Below are 17540 nucleotides of genomic sequence, written 5' to 3'. Positions count from 1 at the left end.
CGGTTCCGGGCGCTTTAGGCGTCACAACTCGCCGATGGCAGTCTCTGACGCAATTGTCAGAATCCTGTAAGGATTCGCCGCAAGCATCGCAGTACCATGTCTGCATGCGTTCGTTCCGATCTTTTGCTGCCTCTCTGCTCGTTGCTGCCCTTGCGTCTGCAGCCGTGCCCGCGCTCCACGCACAGGCTTACACCGGCTCGCCCAAACTCGTTGTTGAACTCGTCTTCGACCAGTTTCGCGGCGACTACCTGGACCGCTGGCGCACCGACTTTAAGGCAAAGAACGGCTGGAACCTGTTCCTGAAGCAGGGCGTGCATTACACCGACTGCTATTACGACTACGCAAACCTCGTCACCGGCCCCGGCCACTCCACCATCGGCACCGGTGCATATACAGACGGCCACGGCATCCCCGTCAACGACTGGTATGAGAAGGGCCCCGACGGCAAGATTCGCTCCGTCCAGTCCATTGACGACGACCGCTACACCATCGTGGGCGAAGCCCCCGGGGCCAAGACTTCCCCCGGCGCATCGCCCCACTTCCAGGTCGCTTCCACACTGGGCGATGAACTCGTTCTCGCGACCGGCGGCAAAGCCCGCGTCTACGGCGTCTCGCTAAAGGACCGCGCTGCCATCCTCACCAGTGGCCACGCCACCAAGGCAGCCTTCTGGACCGACCATGAATCCGGCCGCTGGATCACCTCCACCTACTGGATGAACCAGCTCCCGTCATGGGTAGAAGACTTCAATAAGGGCGAGGAAGTCGCCAAGGCGCGCGCAGCTTCGAACATCCCGAAAGGCAGCTTCTACGAACTCGTAGGTGCAACGCAGCAGGGTGTTGCCTACCAGCTCGACTTCGCGAAGGCGCTCATCCAGAACGAGCACCTCGGCCATAACCCCGATGGCGTCACCGACCTCATCACCATCTCCATCTCGTCCACTGACATTGCCGGTCACCGCTACGGTCCGGACGAAGGCCACCAGCGCGCCCTGGTCGACGCAACTGACGTGGAACTCGACCGCTTCTTCACTTGGATCGACCAAACCGTCGGCCTGAAGAACGTCTACGTCTCCCTCACGGGCGACCACGGCGTTTCCGCCAGTGTCAACGCGGCCATCGGCATGGGCATGCCTGCACGTGGCATCGCCACCAAGCCGCTGTATGACTTCGTGGAAAAGGCACTGCACGACAAGTTCAAGCCCAAGAGCAACGTGAAGTACGTCCTCGGTGGCGAATCGCCCTGGTTGCAGATCGATCCCGAACCGTTCGAGGCGCAGGGCATCACGGAAGAGCAGGCAGAAGAAGCCACTTCCAAGGCTGTCTTTGACTACTTCGTCAGCCAGCCACGCGACACCGCGCAGCACGCCGGTGCCGTTGGCGGACGCCTCCCCGAACCCATGCGCGTGCAGTACGTCTACACCGCAACCCAGCTTCGCAACGGTCAGGTCCCCGACACCGATCAGGGCCGCCGCGAACTTCACAGCTACTCGCCCGTGGTCCGCTGGGCTGTCCATCTGAACTTCGGCGCATACCAGTACTACGGTTCGGAAACCGGCACCACGCACTATTCGCAGAACTCGTACGACCGCCACGTGCCGCTGGACTTCTACGGCGCTCCCTTCCAGCCCGGCACCTATCGCAACATGGTGCAGCCGGTAGATATCGCAGCAACATTCGCCTCACTGCTGCGCATCAATCGCCCTTCCGCGGCTGTGGGAACAGTACGCATCGAAGCATTGAAACCCGAACGGACCACGGTGCCAGCTACTACACTGAAGAAGTGAGCAAGCCCAACATGACAGTAGAGGTGGCCGGCGTCGCAATGCGATCGCCGGTCATCGCTGCAAGTGGAACCTTCGGCTACGGCGTGGAGTTCGAGGAAATCCTCGACCTCGCAAAGATCGGCGCTTTCGTCACCAAAGGCTTGTCCCTCCACCCCATGGACGGCAACAAGGCGCCCCGCATCATCGAAACTTCCTCCGGCATGATGAATGCCATCGGCCTGCAGAACATCGGCGTTGAAGCATTTATCAAAGACAAGATGCCCGGCATCCGCCGCATGCCCGGCGTCGTCTGCATCGCAAACGTCTTCGGCTACACCATTGAAGACTGTCTCGGTGTCATCGAGCGCCTGAACGACGCCGAAGGCATCGCCATGTACGAACTGAACGCAAGCTGCCCCAACACCAAACACGGCGGCATGGTCTTCGGCACAGACCCCGACTCTCTCGGCGACCTCGTTCACCAGTGCAAAAACATCTCCAAGCGCCCGCTCATGGTGAAGCTGTCGCCCAACGTCACCAACATCGGCGGCATGGCACGCGTAGCCCAGGCGGCAGGTGCAAACGCCGTCTCTCTGGTGAACACGTTCCTCTCGCTGGCAATCGACGTGAAAACCCGCAAACCAAAGATCGCCAACGTCACCGGTGGTCTCAGCGGCCCGGCCATCAAGCCCATCGCCGTCCGCATGGTGTGGGAGGTAGCGCGCTCCGTCAACATCCCCATCGTGGGCATGGGCGGCATCGTCAAGCCAGAAGACGCGGTGGAGTTTCTGCTCGCAGGAGCAACCGCCGTAGAAGTGGGCACCGCCAGCTACGCCGACCCCCGCGCCGTAGAGAAGATCAGCACCGGCCTCGAGCGTTGGTGCGCCGCCAACGGAGTGACCAACGCAGCCGATCTAACCGGTGGTCTGCGCACTTAGCGTCTATTTCTGCTTGCTAAACTATTGCTATTGAAACCTACGCGGCTGGCCTGAAAAGGGCGATATCCATTCACTGTTGTCTTTCTGAAAAACAGCACATTCGGTATCGCAGTAGCCATGCATCTGTTTCCTCACGTTTTCCGCAACATAGTGCTTCGTAACAGCGTTCCCATTCTGGAAATGAACGAAGCGAGTATCGGTTAGCTGATTCAGAATGAGATGCCGAGATAAAACGGCATGCATGAAGCGGAGCTGAAGCTCCGGAAGGAAAGTAAAGCAAATGGGTAAGATCACACGCGCGCTGCTGAGCGTCACGGACAAAACAGGACTTCTTGATTTTGCAAAGCGCCTCGACGCGCAGGGCGTGGAGCTGGTCTCCACCGGCGGCACCGCCAAGATGCTGCGCGACGGTGGCCTCGCAGTCCGCGACATCAGCGATCTCACCGGCTTCCCTGAAATGCTCGACGGCCGCGTGAAGACCCTCCACCCCAAGGTTCACGGCGGCATCTTGCACATCCGTTCCAACGCCGAGCACGTCGCCGCAGTGAACGAGCACGCCATCCAGCCCATCGACATGGTCGTGGTCAACCTCTACGCCTTTGAGAAGACTGCCTCCAAGCCCGGCGTCAAGCTGGCGGAGATCGTCGAAAACATCGACATCGGTGGTCCCAGCATGGTGCGCAGCGCGGCCAAGAACTACCAGGACGTCGCCATCGTCACCGACGCAGCGGACTACACCGCCATCGCCGACGAGATGGAAGCCAACGGCGGTTCGCTCTCGCTGGCTACCAAGTGGCGTCTCGCCAAGGCAGCCTTCGCCACCACCGCTGCGTATGACACCGCCATCGCCAACGCGCTGGAGAAGCTCCCCGAGCCCGACGGCACCCACGAGCAGCCTGCGACGTTTGGAGACGTACTGCCCAAGTCCCTCCGCCTGAACCTGCCTCTGAAGGGAACGCTCCGTTACGGCGAGAACCCGCACCAGAAGGCCGCTGTCTACACCGACGGCACAGACAAGGGCATCGCCAACGCGAAGCAGCTCCAGGGCAAGGAACTCTCCTTCAACAACCTCGTCGACCTCGACGCCTGCTGGGACCTCGCCAGCGAGTTCACTGAACCCGCCGTCGCCATCATCAAGCACACCAACCCCTGCGGTGTGGCCACCGGCGACACCGTAGCCGACGCCTACCGCAACGCCCTCGCCGCAGACCCCATCTCGGCCTTCGGTGGCGTCATCGGCATCAATCGCGAAGTTGGTGCAGATGCGGCAGAGGAAATCGCCAAGCTCTTCGTCGAAGCCATCGTCGCTCCCAAGTTCACGGCGGAAGCAGTCGAAGTTTTTGCAAAGAAGAAAAACCTTCGTCTCATCGAAATCGATCCCGCCCCCGCAAAGATCGCTCTCAAGCAGATCTCCGGCGGCATGCTTCTTCAGGACGCGGATCGCGGCTCGCTGGCCGACGTGGAACTGAAAGTCGTAACCAAGCGCCAGCCCACACCGGAAGAACTCACCGCTCTGAAGTTCGCGTGGACGGTCTGCAAGTACGTGAAATCAAACGCCATTGTTTACGCTCGCACGCATGAGCGCCACGGCCAGTCCGTCGGCATCGGCGCAGGTCAGATGAGCCGCGTTGACGCAGCAAAGTTCGGCGCACAGAAGGCAGTCCTTCCGCTCACCGGCACGGTGGCCGCGTCTGACGCCTTCTTCCCCTTCCCTGACGGTCTGGAAGTAGTGGCACACGCTGGCGCAACCGCCATCATTCAACCGGGTGGCAGCGTGCGCGACAATGAAGTCATCGAAGCGGCAGACAAATTAGGCATTGCCATGATTTTCACTGGAATGCGACACTTCCGTCACGGCTGAGGTGTCTGTATCTGCAGGCACGCATCCGCCGGAGCCCCGTCTTCGTCTAACCTGCTAGCACACATCTGTTGCAAGCCTGGTCGCGCGAGCGAGCGGACGCCGGGCAGAAGGATTGGTTCTTCTGATGATTGGTCCGCAGAACGTTGTTCTCTCGTCTTCCCTCCGGCGCGTCTCGCGCTGGATGCCTCTGGTCGCCGCGGCACTCCTCGTGTCCGCGGCGCCGCTGTCTGCTCAGAAGAACACGAACGCACCCGCGCCGCTGCCCCCGGTTACGGCCGCGCAGGATGCTTCAGGTCCAAGCGCGGCTTACTACCATTACGGCCTGGCGCACATCTACGAAGAACTCGCCACCACGCAGGGCCGTAGCGACTATGCCACGCAGGCCGTTGAGCAGTACAAGCTCGCGTTGGATGCCGACCCCACCTCCACGTATCTGCAGGACGGCCTCGCAAGTCTGTACTTCAAACTTGGCCGCATCCGTGAAGCCGTGCAGGTCTCCCAGGACCAGATCAAGAAGAATAACGACGACCTGGAAGCGCATCGCCTCCTCGGTCGCATTTACTACCGTTCGCTCGGCGACGCGCAGGGCCCACAGCAGCAACAGATGGTTGACCTCGCACGCGCCGAATACGAAATGCTCGTCAAGCTCGAGCCCAACGTCGCAGAGAACCATCTTCTGCTTGGCCAGCTCTACGAAGTAAGTCACGATTCGGTAAAGGCTGAAGAGCAGTTCAAAGCAGCGCAGACTCTCGATGGCGGCACAGAAGAATCGCTGTTGAACCTCGCGCGTCTCTACAGCGAACAGGGAGACACGCAGCGCGTGGTCAACACGCTCTCCGCTCTGCCGGTTGAAGATCGCACCGCACGCATCGAACTCGCCATCGGCGCCAGCTACGACCAGTTGCACAAGCCGAAGGAAGCTGCCGCAGCCTACCAGCGTGCGTTGGACGACGAAGGCGACAACATGGACGCCATGCACGGTCTTGCGAACGCGCTTCTCGCGCAGGATAAGCTCGACGATGCATTGAAGGCCTACAACAACATCCTGGCCGCTGAACCGCAGGATGCGCAGACCTACATCAAGATCTCCGAAATCCAGCGCCGTCAGGGTCATTACGACACAGCCCTCGCCACGCTGCAGAAGGCGAAAGCCTCCATTCCAGACAACGAAGAGCTCATCTTTAACGAAGCTCTGCTGTACGACGCTCTCGGTCGCTACGCGGATGCGGAAGCTGCATTGAAGGGCGTTCTCCAGACCACCGCAAAGTCTGACAACAGCTACACCGATGGCGAACGCAACAACCGCGCCATCTTCCTTGATCGTCTGGCCACGCTCTATCGCGAAGAGAACAAGATCGACCTCGCTGTGGATGCGTACAAGCAGATGACGTCGCTCGGCGGCGAGTTCAAATCACGCGGTGTAGGCGGTGCAGTTGACGCCTATCGTGACGCGCATGAGTGGGACAAGGCAGAAGCAGTCGCTGCCGTAGCTGCAAAAGCTTCGCCGGAAGATCGCGATGCGCAGATGCTCTGGGCAGGCCAGCTTGCGGATACCGGCAAAGCAGAAGAAGGCATTGCGCTGCTCAAGAAGCAGTTGAATGGCAAAGGCCCGGACGACCGCATCACGTATCTCACACTGGCACAGGCATACCTTCGTCTGCGCAAGTATGACGATGCGAACGCCGCGCTGGATAAGGCTGAACCGCTCTCCGCACGCAACGAAGACAAGCTTTACCTCTGGTTCCTGCGCGGCACCATTGACGACAAGGAAAACAAGAAGGACGAAGCGGAAACATGGTTCCGCAAGTCGCTCGATGTTGATCCCAACAACGCGCAGACGCTCAACTATCTCGCCTACATGTTCGCGGAGCGCGGCGTAAAGCTGCCCGAAGCACTCAGCATGGTGAAGAAGGCAGTTGAGCTTGATCCGCAGAACTACGCCTATCTCGACACCGAGGGTTGGGTGTACTTCAAGATGGGCGAGTACGCCATGGCGGAAGATCTGTTGCAGAAGGCCGTGGAACGCAACGCCACCGATCCCACCGTCCACGATCATCTTGGTCAGGCGTTAGAGAAACAGGGCAAGTTGAAGCCCGCAGTCGCACAGTGGGAACGCGCGCTGACAGAGTACAGCCGCTCGTTGCCCGCCGATATTGAGCCAGACGACGTCAGCAATCTGCACAAGCGTCTTGATTCTGCAAAGGTAAAACTCGCTAAGAACGCAGCGGGAACGAAGGTGACGCCGTAGGCACTGTTGCTCCAATCGACGCCTGCTACGACCTGCGCTCATGCAGCGTGCGTGGCGTGGCAGAGCAGGCATTGCTGCAGCGTGAGTGGTCAGAGACCGCGGAGCTTCGTGCTCCCGGTTTCGAACGCGATCGCGAACGCGTGGTGCAGGCGCGTGCCTTCCGTCGCCTCGCAGGCAAAACGCAGGTCTTCACCAGTCGCGAATCGGATCACTTCCGCTCACGGCTCACGCACACCATTGAGGTGGTGCAGATCGCACGCGAAGTAGCGCGATGCCTCGGCCTGAACGAAGAACTCGTTGAAACCCTCGCACTCGTTCACGACATCGGCCATCCACCCTTTGGTCACGCAGGCGAACGTGCGCTGGATCAATGCCTGCGCAAACACGGCCTTCGCTTCGATCACAATCTGCACGCGCTACGCATCGTCGAACACTTTGAAGACTGGTACGCTGCGCATCGCGGATTGAACCTCACGCTCGGCGTCCGCGAAGGCATCGTGAAACACTCACGCGATTACAGCGCGATCGACTATCCCGCGTTGCAGCCATACTTTCTCAATCAGCGTCCACCGCTCGAAGCGCAATTGATTGACCTCGCGGATGAGATTGCATACCTCACCGCTGATCTCGATGACGGCGTAGAAAGCGGCCTCCTCGAAATCGAACACATCTGCGCCAACATCGGCATCATGGGTCGCGCTTACGAAAAGGTGCAGGAGATCCATCCCGGCGTCTCGCAAAAGTTCCACTTTCACGAAGCGCTGCAGCTCATGCAGAGCGAACTCACCTGCGACCTCATTGAAAACACCGCGGCCAATGTCATGCAGCATCGCCTGCGTTCATTGGACGATGTGCGCAACTGCCCGGAGCGTGTCGCCACATTCTCTCCTGCAATGGAAGCACAACGTCAGGAAGAAAAAGCCTATCTCTACGGCAAGCTTTACACCTGCGACTTCCTCGAAGCAGAGCACTCCAAGGCGGAGCACGTCGTCACCACGCTCTTCCAGTTCTACATGCAGGATCCTTCTCGCATGCCCGCAGGCTACATCGAAGAAAGCGCCGTCGACGGCCTGCCCCGCACCGTCGCCGACTACATTGCAGGCATGACAGACAACTACATCCTGCAGCAGTTCTGGATAGCCTCCAAGCTCCGCCGCTAGTAAATCTTCCAACGCCATAACACTCACGTGGTCTTGCTACGCCGCTTCTTGCGACAAAAGGCTGAAGCCGTTCGGGTGAAAAACTGTCATAGAAAACTGATATCGCCTCGCGTATGCTGCGAAAACAAGCATGAAGATTGCCTCCGTAACCTTCGCCCTGCTCTGTCCCGCGGCGCTGCTTGCACAACAGCAGCCTCACACCGTCGTGTTGCACGCAGCACGCATCCTCGATGTAGCAGCAGGAAAGACGCTTACTCCGGGCGAAGTGCTCGTGGAAGGCACCAGGATCAAGGAAGCAGGAACCCACGTAACGCATCCTGCCGGTGCAGAAGTCATTGAACTCGGCGACACCACGCTGATGCCCGGCCTCATCGACGCACACACGCATCTCTTCCTTCATGTAGGTAACGAAGCTAACCAAACCGTAGATGAAAGCGTTCCGGAACGCACACTCATCGCCGCCGACGCAGCAAGGCACGACCTCCTCGCCGGCTTCACCGCCGAACGCGACATGGGCACCGAAGGCGCGGGCTGCGCGGATGTTGCGGTGCGCAACGCCATCAATCGCGGCTTGATCCCCGGCCCGCGCATGCGCGTCTCCTGCAACGCCATCGACATCACCGGCGGCCACGAAGACAACAGTGGCAAGAACCCAGAACAACATCTGTTAAGCAATGCCGATCGCGCCGACAGCACAGACGAAGTCCTGCACACCATTCGCGAACAGCGCAAGCAGGGCGCGGACTTCGTAAAGATGTACGAGACCGGCCGCGACAATCTGCACGACGGCGTCTTCACATCACCCTACCAATACACGCAGGAACAACTCACCGCAGCCGTCGCAGAAGCAAAGCGCACCGGCAGCAGAGTCGCCGTCCACGCAACAGCAGAACCCGGCACGGGCTACGCTGTAGCCGCGGGCGTGGCATCTGTTGATCACGCTGATTTTCTTTCGTCAGAAACCATGAAGCAGATGAAAGAGAAGGGCATCTTCGCCGTGCCCACCTTCGCCATCAGCGAATACTTCGCAGAGCACACGGAATCACCCACAGCCACGCAACGTCGCCGCGAAAGCGAAGCCTTTCACGCTGCGGAATTCAAGAAGCAAATCGCGGCTGGCGTCCCCTTCGCCGTAGGTTCTGACGTAGGTCCATTCCCACACGGCACACAGGCGCGCGAGATGGAACTCATGGTGAAGTACGGCATGAGCGCTGCAGACGTCCTGCACGCAGACCTCATCAACGGCGCAAAACTTCTCGATTGGGAAAACAGCATCGGTCAGTTAAAGCCCGGCTTCTTTGCAGACGTCATCGCTGTTCCCGGCGATCCCATCAAAGACATCTCCGCTCTTACGCACGTGCAATTCGTAATGAAAAATGGCGAGGTGATCAAGCGATGAGCATCCTCACTCGCGCACGATACGACAAGCAGGGAAAGCGCATCTGCGCTCGTTGCGGCAGCGACCGATTCGAACGTGTGCTTCGCGAAGGCATCCTGCAGACGCACATCATGCCGTTCTTCCATCGCTATCCGTGGCGCTGCGTCATCTGCAATCTGACCTTCTATCGCCCGTTGCGTCGCAACGCGGAAGATCCCGCCGAGTGGCGCTGATTACATCGCGCGTTCGGCCAGCACTTCCCATCGCGCATACAGTTCCGCCAACTCACCTTGAGCATTCGTCTGCTCCAGCAGCGCATCCTGCAGCGCTGCAGCATCCACTGCAATCGCAGGACTCGCCAACGCAAGCTCCGCAGCAGTCACACGCGATTCCGCCGTGGCAATACGCTCTTCCAGTGACGACCACTCACGCTGTTCGTTGAAGCTCAACTTCTTCTTCGCAGCAGCGGGTTCCACCACTTCCACGGGCTTTGCCACTTCCACAATCGGTGGAGCAGCCACTGGCTTCTCATTCATCCAGTCTTCCCACTGCGCAAAGTCCGCAAACTGTTCCGTGTTGCCCTTGCCATCCAAGCCAAGCACCGTCGTCGCCACACGGTTCAACATGTAGCGATCATGCGTCACCAGCACCAGTGCACCGGGATACTCCAGCAGACTCTCTTCCAGAATCTCCAACGTGGGGATGTCCAGATCGTTCGTCGGCTCATCCAGCAGCAGCAAATCCGCAGGCTGCAACATCAACCGCGCAATCAACACACGCGCGCGTTCGCCACCGCTCAACCGTTCCACCGGCTGATTCAACTGCTCACCCGTAAACAGAAAGCGCGCAGCCCAACTGGCCACATGCACCTGCCGCCCATTGTGAACAACTGAATCACCCTCAGGCGACAACGCCTGCCGCAGCGTCAGCGACGTATCAATCTCACGAGCCTGCGAAAAATAAACCACACGAAGCTGATTCGCCCGCTTGATCGTTCCGCTGGTCGGTTCCAACTCACCCGTCAACAACCGCAGAATCGTAGTCTTGCCGCTGCCGTTCGGTCCAACCAGTCCAACGCGTGCTCGCGCCGTCATCACATAGTTAAGATCACGAACTACCGTCTTCCCGTCGAACTCCAGGGAAACATTCTCAGCTTCAATCAGCCGCTTCGTCTGCCGATCCGTAGCAACAAAATCAATATTCGCGGATGCCTTCTGCGCGCGCGCATTACGATCAGCCAATTCGCCAATCATCTCGTGCGCTTTATCAATGCGTGCCTTGCTCTTCGTCGTACGAGCCTTCGGCCCGCGGCGCAGCCACTCAATCTCTGTCTTCACCTGGTTACGCAGACTCTCCGTCTGCTTTGCCTGCGCTGCCAGGTACAACTCGCGCTCTTCCAGAAACTTTGAGTACGCACCATGCACGCGGAAGATGCCGTCAGGATACACACGGTTCAGCTCAGCCGTTTCGTTGCTGACAGCCTCAAGAAAATAGCGGTCATGCGAAATAATTACGCACGCGCTGGGGATGTAGTTGAGCAATTCTTCCAGCCACTCAATGCCACCCAGATCAAGATGGTTCGTCGGCTCGTCTAGAAGCAACACGTCAGGCTCAACGATGACGCCTTCGCAGATGGCCAGCCGCTTGCGCCATCCGCCCGACAGGCTCCGCGCCTCCGCGTTCTCGTCAGGAAATCCAGTGCGGCCCATCAACTCGCGCAGCCGCTGTTCATGCTCGTTCTCCGGCACGTTGCCGTCCACCAGCGCACGCTCCAGAACGCCGCGCACCGTCATGCCGGCAGGGAACTCGCTGATCTGATGAATCACGCCAACACGCGCGCGCTTGCGCACGGCCACTTCGCCGGTGTCGGCATCTTCGCGCCCAGCAAGAATATTCAGTAGCGTGGACTTGCCAGCGCCATTCGGCCCGACTAAGCCAAGCCGTTCGCCATCAGAAACAACCAGCGAAACATTCTGAAACAGGACACGTGCGCCATAGCGCTTCGAGACGGATTGCGCGTTAAGAATCGGCGGCATCGTTCTAGTTTATCGGTTTTATGAAGGGGAGAACGCGCCTACAGCATCTGCACAAAGAACCAGCGCTCATCTGGCTCCTCGCCCTGCGTGATCACCACCGCGCCGCGCGCCCGCTGCAGCAGTGACGGAAACTTCTCGCCCCACTCCACCAGCACCAGCGCATTCGGATCAGCTTCCATCTCCTCAATGCCAAGCGAAAGCAGTTCCTCGTCTTTTTCAAGACGATACAGATCCAGGTGATACAGCTTCAGCTTCGTGCCTTGATACTCATGCACCAGCGTGAACGTGGGGCTAGTGACATCCTCAGCATTCGCGCCAATGCACTGCGCAATGCCTTTCACTAGCGTGGTCTTACCCGCGCCCAGATCGCCCTTCAGAATCACGAGGCGCGGCGCAGGCAACATCAATTCCATGATGTTCTGCGCCAGCGCCATCGTGCCATTCACGCTGCGTGTTTTCAGCCGTTTTTCAATCATTTACTTCAATTAGTCCAATGCGTAGAAAGCAAGTCCGCTCAGCAGCTTCGGATAAAAGTCGGTCGACTTCTGCGGCATCACTTCGCCACCCAGCGACACTTCCTTCATCTGATCCAACGTTACGGGCTTGATCAGGAATGCAATGTCCGCCTCGCCGCGCGCCACCTGTGCTGCTGCATCTTCCGCGCTACGCAGATAACGCAAATTCTCCTGCTGACGAATCGATTCCGGCGTAAGCTCGAGCAACTGCTCCAGCACCAGCGCGTGTAGTTGAACCACATCCATCACACGCTGACGCGGCGGCACATGCTGCAGCGCGCCTTCCACCGCAGCCTTCTTCGCCTTCAGCAACCACGTTCCATCGGCCATCACAGCCAGGAACGCAACGCCTTCCGTACCATTCAGCGGTGCAAGACGCTCTGCGGCACTCTCAACACCTTCGGCGTCAGAACCCGCGGCCACAGCCTTCGCTTCCACCTTGCTCACATCGAAGAACTCGGCAGCCTTATCCAGAAACGCCTGCGAAGAAAAGTCCTTCAGTCCATACACAATGCGGTGCGTCGGCAGAATCGTGATGCCCGGAGCATCCGTGTTTACCAGCGTCATCATCATCGCGGCTTCGGGGAACGGAGGCACCGGCAACTGCGGTCCCGCCTTCATATCCGCATCGTTCGACGGCGATTCGTCTGCCTCACCCACCTGCTTCTCGCTGTGTTCGTGCTGACGCGTCGAATCCGCAACGCCCAGCTCCGCAGCGCGTTCACGTGCGTACGCAGTCGAGGTTTCATAGCGATGGTGTCCATCGGCAATGATCAGCTTCTTGTCTGAAAGCGCGCCCACCAGCAGATTCAGCACATGCGGATCGGTCACCTTCCATACGGAGTGCACAACGCCGTACTCATCGGTCACAGTTTCGTCCGCAGGAATCGTCGGCTCACCCGTACGATTGCCAAACACCAGGCTCTCCACCGTGAACGAAGGATCGCTGTACAGCATATAAATCTGTTCGCAGTACGTGCGCGTCGCCTTGAACAGCGAAAGGCGATCGCTCTTCGGCTTAGCGAGTGTCTGTTCGTGGCGATACACCACCTGCTCGGCATAGTCGTACAGGTGGCCCAGGCAGATCAGTCCACGGCGCTCGCGCACTTCGTTGGTGCCGGGAACGGTGTAGCGCTGCGCATAGCCAAACAGGGCGGGCTCGCGCTCTTCCACCAGCACGGCTTCCTTGCGCCAGTCCTGCAGTGTCTTTGCCGCGCGGCTGTACACATTCTCCGTCTCCGTATCGGCAGGGAAGCGCTTGCCCAGGATCACGCGGATCAGGTTGAAGGGGCTTTTCTCGTAATACGCTTCCTGCATTGCAGGCGAGATCTTGTCGTACGGCTGTGTAACAACGTCTTCCAGCTGTACTTTTTGTGTGTTGTAACGGAGGGCGCGGAAAGGATAAATACGCATGCGTGCCTTTGAGAAGGAGCTCCTTGCGATAATTCGGTGCCACTCCATTCTATCGGGCCTGAAATCTCCCCTTCTTTCGAAGTGTTCACAAATGCCATGAATACTCCTGAAAATTTTCTGCATCTACCTAAACATCATGGCGAACGAACAGTGGAAACCAAGGGTTAATCCCTGGCTCATCGCCGGTACTGTGGCGCTGGCCGCCTTTATGGAGGTGTTGGACACCTCCATCGCCAACGTGGCTCTGCCGCACATTTCCGGCTCTCTGGCTGCCAGCCAGGACCAGGGAACATGGGTGCTCACCAGCTATCTGGTGTCCAACGCCATCGTGTTGCCTTTGGGCGGCTGGGCCTCCAGCGTCATCGGTCGCAAAAACTTCTTCCTGCTCTGCATCACCATCTTCACCATCGCCAGCTTCCTCTGCGGCATCGCCCCATCGCTGCCCTTGCTGCTGCTTTTCCGCGTCTTGCAGGGCGCAGGCGGCGGTGGTCTGCAACCCATGGCACAGGCCATCATGGCCGATTCCTTCGACCCCAAACAGCGCGGAACGGCGTTTTCGCTTTACGCGTTGGTGGCGGTTCTCGCGCCTTCCATCGGTCCCACCCTCGGCGGTTGGATTACTGATAACTACTCCTGGCGCTGGATTTTTTACATCAACATCCCCGTCGGCATCCTTGCCTTCCTGCTGGTATCGCGCCTCGTAGACGATCCGCCATGGATTAAAGGCGACAGGAAAAACCTCCTGAACGTCGATTACATCGGCCTCACGTTCCTCACCATTTCCATGGCGGGCCTTCAGATCGCGCTTGATAAGGGCGAAGAAAACGACTGGTTCGCCTCCAACTTCATCCGTACCTTCGCAGCCATGTTCGTCTTCGGCATGATCGCGCTCATTTGGTGGGAACTGCGCGCCAAAAATCCCATCATGAACCTGCGCCTCTTCCGTTTCCGAAACTTCGCCATCTGCTGCTTCCTCATGATGTTGGTCGGTGGCATCCTCAACGCTGGAACGGTGCTGCAACCGCAATTCACGCAACAACTGCTCGGTTACGACGCCACCACCGCTGGTTTGGCACTCACAGCTGGCGGATGCGTTCTCCTCGTTTGCGCCCCCATCGCCGGAATCCTCTCGGACAAACTTCCTGCGCGAACATTGGTCGCCTGTGCCTTCGTCTTCTTTGCCGTTGCTTACTGGTACATGTCCACGCACATCACGCTGGGTATCAGCTTTGGCCAGAACTCATTCCTCCGCGTCATCCAGGTCATACCCATCCCGTTCTGCTTTATTGCCATCACGAATGCGGCATACGTGGGTCTGCCGCGCGAAGCGTCGAATCAGGTCAGCGGCCTTGTCAACTTCGCACGTAACATTGGCGGCTCCATCCTTATCGCTCTCTCGGGTGCGCAAGTCACCAATCGCACGCTCTTTCATGAAGCGCGCCTGCAGAACTACATGAACTACGCGAACGACCAGTTCAACAACAGCATTCAACAGGTCGGCAATTTTCTCGGCATCCATGCAGGGCAGGCGCAAGGACCATATGCCGCGCAGGCCAACGTGTATCAACAGTTGAACCAACAGGCCGCCGTTATGGGCTATGCCGATGTCTATCGCATGTTGGCGTGGATGACGGCAGGCATGTTCTTTCTCGCCTTCCTTCTAAGCAAACCAAAGGGCGGCGAAAAGGCACCAGAAGGCGCCGTCCACTAGCGCTTTGCAAAACGCGTCTCCACCGCGGGCGATCCGGTAGGGTCTCTTCTCTTTTCCTGCGCCGTATCACTCTTCAGCCCACGCCGCCGTCTGGAAACCCCTCGTTGGCAGTGTTTTAGCCGCACTGTAGGTCGCCGACGCATGGCAAGTCTTTGTCACCTCATCCGGCAACACGCCGAAGAAAAACTGTGACAAAGGCACTAACCCCATCGCGTACAATCGTCTTCCCACGGGGGCGTAGAAAACCTCTGCGGGCCGAAACCGTCCAAGTAATGACGAGACGGTTTGCCGAACGCTGTAAGGAACAGCCGGGGGCGATATATGTCAACACGTGGCCGTAAAGTCGTTGCGTCACTGTTCTTCTTCTTGCTGCTGTTCGTTGCGGCAGGGAAACTGCGTGCGCAGGAAAATCCGTTGCAAAACCCGCACACCCCCACCAAGCCTGATCCGCCCAAGCAGCCTGCGGGTGAAGTCATCACAGGTAAGGACGTCACAGCCAAGGGCGCGCTCCGCCCCGGCGCCACCCTCCGAGTCGAAGCGAACCTCGTCCTCGTCCCCATGACCGTCACCGACGACCAGAACCGCCTCGTCACCGGCCTCGAGCGCGAAAACTTTTACGTCTACGAGAACAACCAGCCGCAGACTATCCGCACCTTCTCCACAGACGACGCGCCCATCTCCATCGGCATCATCTTCGATCTCAGCGGCAGCATGAACAACAAGTACACGCGCTCTCGCCGCGCGCTCAGCGAGTTCATGCGCACCAGCAACCCGCAGGACGAGTTCTTCGTCGTCGCCTTCAATGACCGCCCCAACATCGTTGTCGATTACACCAACAACGTTGACGACGTAGACGCGCGCATGGTCATGCTCAAGCCGCAGAACCGCACCGCGCTCATTGACGCTGTCTATCTCGGCCTCGACAAGCTGAAAGACGCCAAGTACGAACGCAAGGCGCTGCTGGTGATATCTGACGGCGGCGACAATCGTTCGCGCTACACCGAAGGCGAACTCCGCAAAGCCGTCCGCGAAAGCGACGTGCAAATGTACGCCATCGGCATCTTTGAACAAAACGCGCCAACCGAAGAAGAACGCAACGGCCCAGCCCTGCTAATGGACATGTGCGATCAAACCGGTGGACGCCTTTTTCACGTCACAGATGTAGCAGAGTTGGGAGACATCGCGTCGCGAATTTCCGCAGAGCTCCGAAATGAATACGTCATCGGATACAAGCCCACGGACCTTCATCACGATGGCAACTGGCGTAAGCTGAAGGTGAAGCTGAATCCGCCACCCGGATTGCCACAGCTCTCCGTACACAATCGCCAGGGTTACTATGCACCGTCGGATTAACTGTTTTGCACCACTTTTGTTCGCTTCCACTCTGACGATGCTTCCCGTGCTCTCCGCGCAGCAAGCCCCTGCGCCCTCGGCTCCGTCTCTTAACGTCGACCGCGACCCCATCCCCTCGCCCGACCCCGAGACAGCCCCCACCGCAGCCAGTGCAGACACCACAGGCCAGCAGCCCTCCACAGATCAGATTCAGCGCGCCGGCGGCACATACACGCTGCACACTGAGGTCGGTGAAGTTCGCCTCAACGCCAGCGTCATCGACGGCAGCGGCCGTTCCGTGCAAACGCTGCAGCCCTCCGCCTTCACCGTCTTTGAAGACGGCGTGCAGCAAACCGTCGCCAGCCTGCGTCATGAAGATCTGCCCGTCTCACTCGGCCTCCTCATCGATTCCTCAGGCTCCATGTACGACAAGCGCGCCGCCGTCGGCAAAGCCTCGCTCGATCTCATCAAGCTGTCCAACCCCAAGGACGAAGCCTTCCTCGTCGATTTCTCCTTCGACCCCTACATCGACGCAGACTTCACCCACGACATCAAGAAGCTCGAAGACGGCCTGAACTACGTGAAGGCCAGCGGTGGCACCGCGCTGTACGACGCCGTCATCGCTTCCGCCGACTATCTCTCGCGCAACGCCAAAGAACCCAAGCAGGTCATCCTGCTCATCACCGACGGCGACGACAACGCGTCCTCCTCCACGCTGGAAGAAACCATCCGCCGCGTGCAGGAACTCGATGGCCCCGTGATCTACTGCGTCGGCCTGCTCTTCGGCCCCGACGAAGACAAGCGCGAAAGCCGCCACGCCCGTCGCGTTCTGGAAACACTCGCGGAACAAACCGGCGGCGTCGCCTACTTCCCCAAAAAGCTGGAAGACGTGGACTCCATCGCCGCTCAGGTCGCAGCGGATATCCGCCAGCAGTACACCATCTCCTACAGCTCCACCAAAGCGGCGCGCCTTGGCGGCTACCGCACAGTTCACGTCACTGCTCAGGCCAAGGGCTTCGGCAAACTCACCGTCCGTACCCGCAGCGGCTACTTCCCCAAGGGCTCCCAACCTGTGGGCCCCGCACCCGGCCTGAAACCGGAAAACGCAAAGTAAAAGTCCATCATTCTGAGTAAATAGAACAACACGCGAAGCGTCGAGAACGGTACAAAGTACCAGCTACAATC

13 protein-coding genes are annotated in these 17540 nt (G+C 59.0%); 10 read left to right on the top strand and 3 right to left on the bottom strand.

All coding sequences use genetic code 11. The features are described 5' to 3' along the window. Window positions 1-104 precede the first annotated feature (104 nt). The 7 genes from BLT38_RS14180 (at window position 105) to BLT38_RS14150 (ending at window position 9581) form a co-directional block, all read left to right on the top strand. On the top strand, window positions 105-1784 hold the full coding sequence (locus BLT38_RS14180) for an alkaline phosphatase family protein (protein ID WP_083347103.1): 1680 nt from the start codon (window positions 105-107) through the stop codon (window positions 1782-1784). Between the two features lie 11 nt (window positions 1785-1795). Next, the gene (locus tag BLT38_RS14175; protein ID WP_083347102.1) at window positions 1796-2701 is read left to right on the top strand and encodes a dihydroorotate dehydrogenase; all 906 of its coding nucleotides are present in this window, start codon (window positions 1796-1798) and stop codon (window positions 2699-2701) included. 280 nt (window positions 2702-2981) lie between these two features. After that, the gene (gene purH, locus BLT38_RS14170) at window positions 2982-4562 is read left to right on the top strand and encodes a bifunctional phosphoribosylaminoimidazolecarboxamide formyltransferase/IMP cyclohydrolase (protein WP_083345768.1); all 1581 of its coding nucleotides are present in this window, start codon (window positions 2982-2984) and stop codon (window positions 4560-4562) included. A 124-nt stretch (window positions 4563-4686) separates the two neighbouring features. Continuing rightward, complete coding sequence (locus BLT38_RS14165; RefSeq protein ID WP_083347101.1) at window positions 4687-6810, top strand: tetratricopeptide repeat protein; 2124 nt, start codon at window positions 4687-4689, stop codon at window positions 6808-6810. Window positions 6811-6866: 56 nt separating this feature from the next. Further along, window positions 6867-7970, top strand: a complete 1104-nt coding sequence (dgt, locus tag BLT38_RS14160; RefSeq protein WP_231966503.1) for a dGTP triphosphohydrolase — start codon at window positions 6867-6869, stop codon at window positions 7968-7970. Window positions 7971-8100: 130 nt separating this feature from the next. Continuing rightward, the gene (locus BLT38_RS14155; protein WP_083345766.1) at window positions 8101-9369 is read left to right on the top strand and encodes a metal-dependent hydrolase family protein; all 1269 of its coding nucleotides are present in this window, start codon (window positions 8101-8103) and stop codon (window positions 9367-9369) included. Beyond that, complete coding sequence (locus BLT38_RS14150) at window positions 9366-9581, top strand: hypothetical protein (protein WP_083345765.1); 216 nt, start codon at window positions 9366-9368, stop codon at window positions 9579-9581. Before BLT38_RS14155 ends, BLT38_RS14150 begins: the two co-directional genes overlap by 4 nt. Here the strand turns inward: BLT38_RS14150 and BLT38_RS14145 are convergent, their stop codons facing one another. From BLT38_RS14145 to BLT38_RS14135, 3 genes are read right to left on the bottom strand one after another with little or no spacing between them, the layout of a single operon-like run. Next, a complete protein-coding gene (locus tag BLT38_RS14145) occupies window positions 9582-11384 on the bottom strand; it encodes an ABC-F family ATP-binding cassette domain-containing protein (protein ID WP_083345764.1) in 1803 nt (600 codons plus the stop codon). It abuts the gene before it with no gap. Between the two features lie 38 nt (window positions 11385-11422). Next, window positions 11423-11860 carry a tRNA (adenosine(37)-N6)-threonylcarbamoyltransferase complex ATPase subunit type 1 TsaE gene (gene tsaE, locus BLT38_RS14140; protein ID WP_083345763.1) on the bottom strand — a complete coding sequence of 146 codons (438 nt, stop codon included), beginning with the start codon at window positions 11858-11860 and terminating at the stop codon, window positions 11423-11425. Window positions 11861-11869: 9 nt separating this feature from the next. After that, entirely contained in the window at window positions 11870-13312 is a 1443-nt protein-coding gene (locus BLT38_RS14135) for a DUF1015 domain-containing protein (RefSeq protein ID WP_083345762.1), read from the bottom strand. 136 nt (window positions 13313-13448) lie between these two features. On the opposite strand from BLT38_RS14135, the gene BLT38_RS14130 reads away from it, so the two are divergent. The 3 genes from BLT38_RS14130 (at window position 13449) to BLT38_RS14120 (ending at window position 17469) form a co-directional block, all read left to right on the top strand. Then, window positions 13449-15023 carry a DHA2 family efflux MFS transporter permease subunit gene (locus tag BLT38_RS14130; protein WP_083345761.1) on the top strand — a complete coding sequence of 525 codons (1575 nt, stop codon included), beginning with the start codon at window positions 13449-13451 and terminating at the stop codon, window positions 15021-15023. A 321-nt stretch (window positions 15024-15344) separates the two neighbouring features. Next, on the top strand, window positions 15345-16376 hold the full coding sequence (locus BLT38_RS14125) for a VWA domain-containing protein (protein WP_083345760.1): 1032 nt from the start codon (window positions 15345-15347) through the stop codon (window positions 16374-16376). After that, window positions 16360-17469: a VWA domain-containing protein gene (locus tag BLT38_RS14120; RefSeq protein ID WP_083345759.1), complete on the top strand. Its 1110-nt coding sequence runs from the start codon at window positions 16360-16362 to the stop codon at window positions 17467-17469. Before BLT38_RS14125 ends, BLT38_RS14120 begins: the two co-directional genes overlap by 17 nt. The last annotated feature ends 71 nt before the right edge of the window (window positions 17470-17540 follow it).

This window comes from Terriglobus roseus, assembly GCF_900102185.1.
GTDB lineage: Bacteria > Acidobacteriota > Terriglobia > Terriglobales > Acidobacteriaceae > Terriglobus > Terriglobus roseus_A.
The sequence above is the reverse complement of the archived record's forward strand: the minus strand, read 5'-3'. Positions and strand labels throughout refer to the sequence as shown.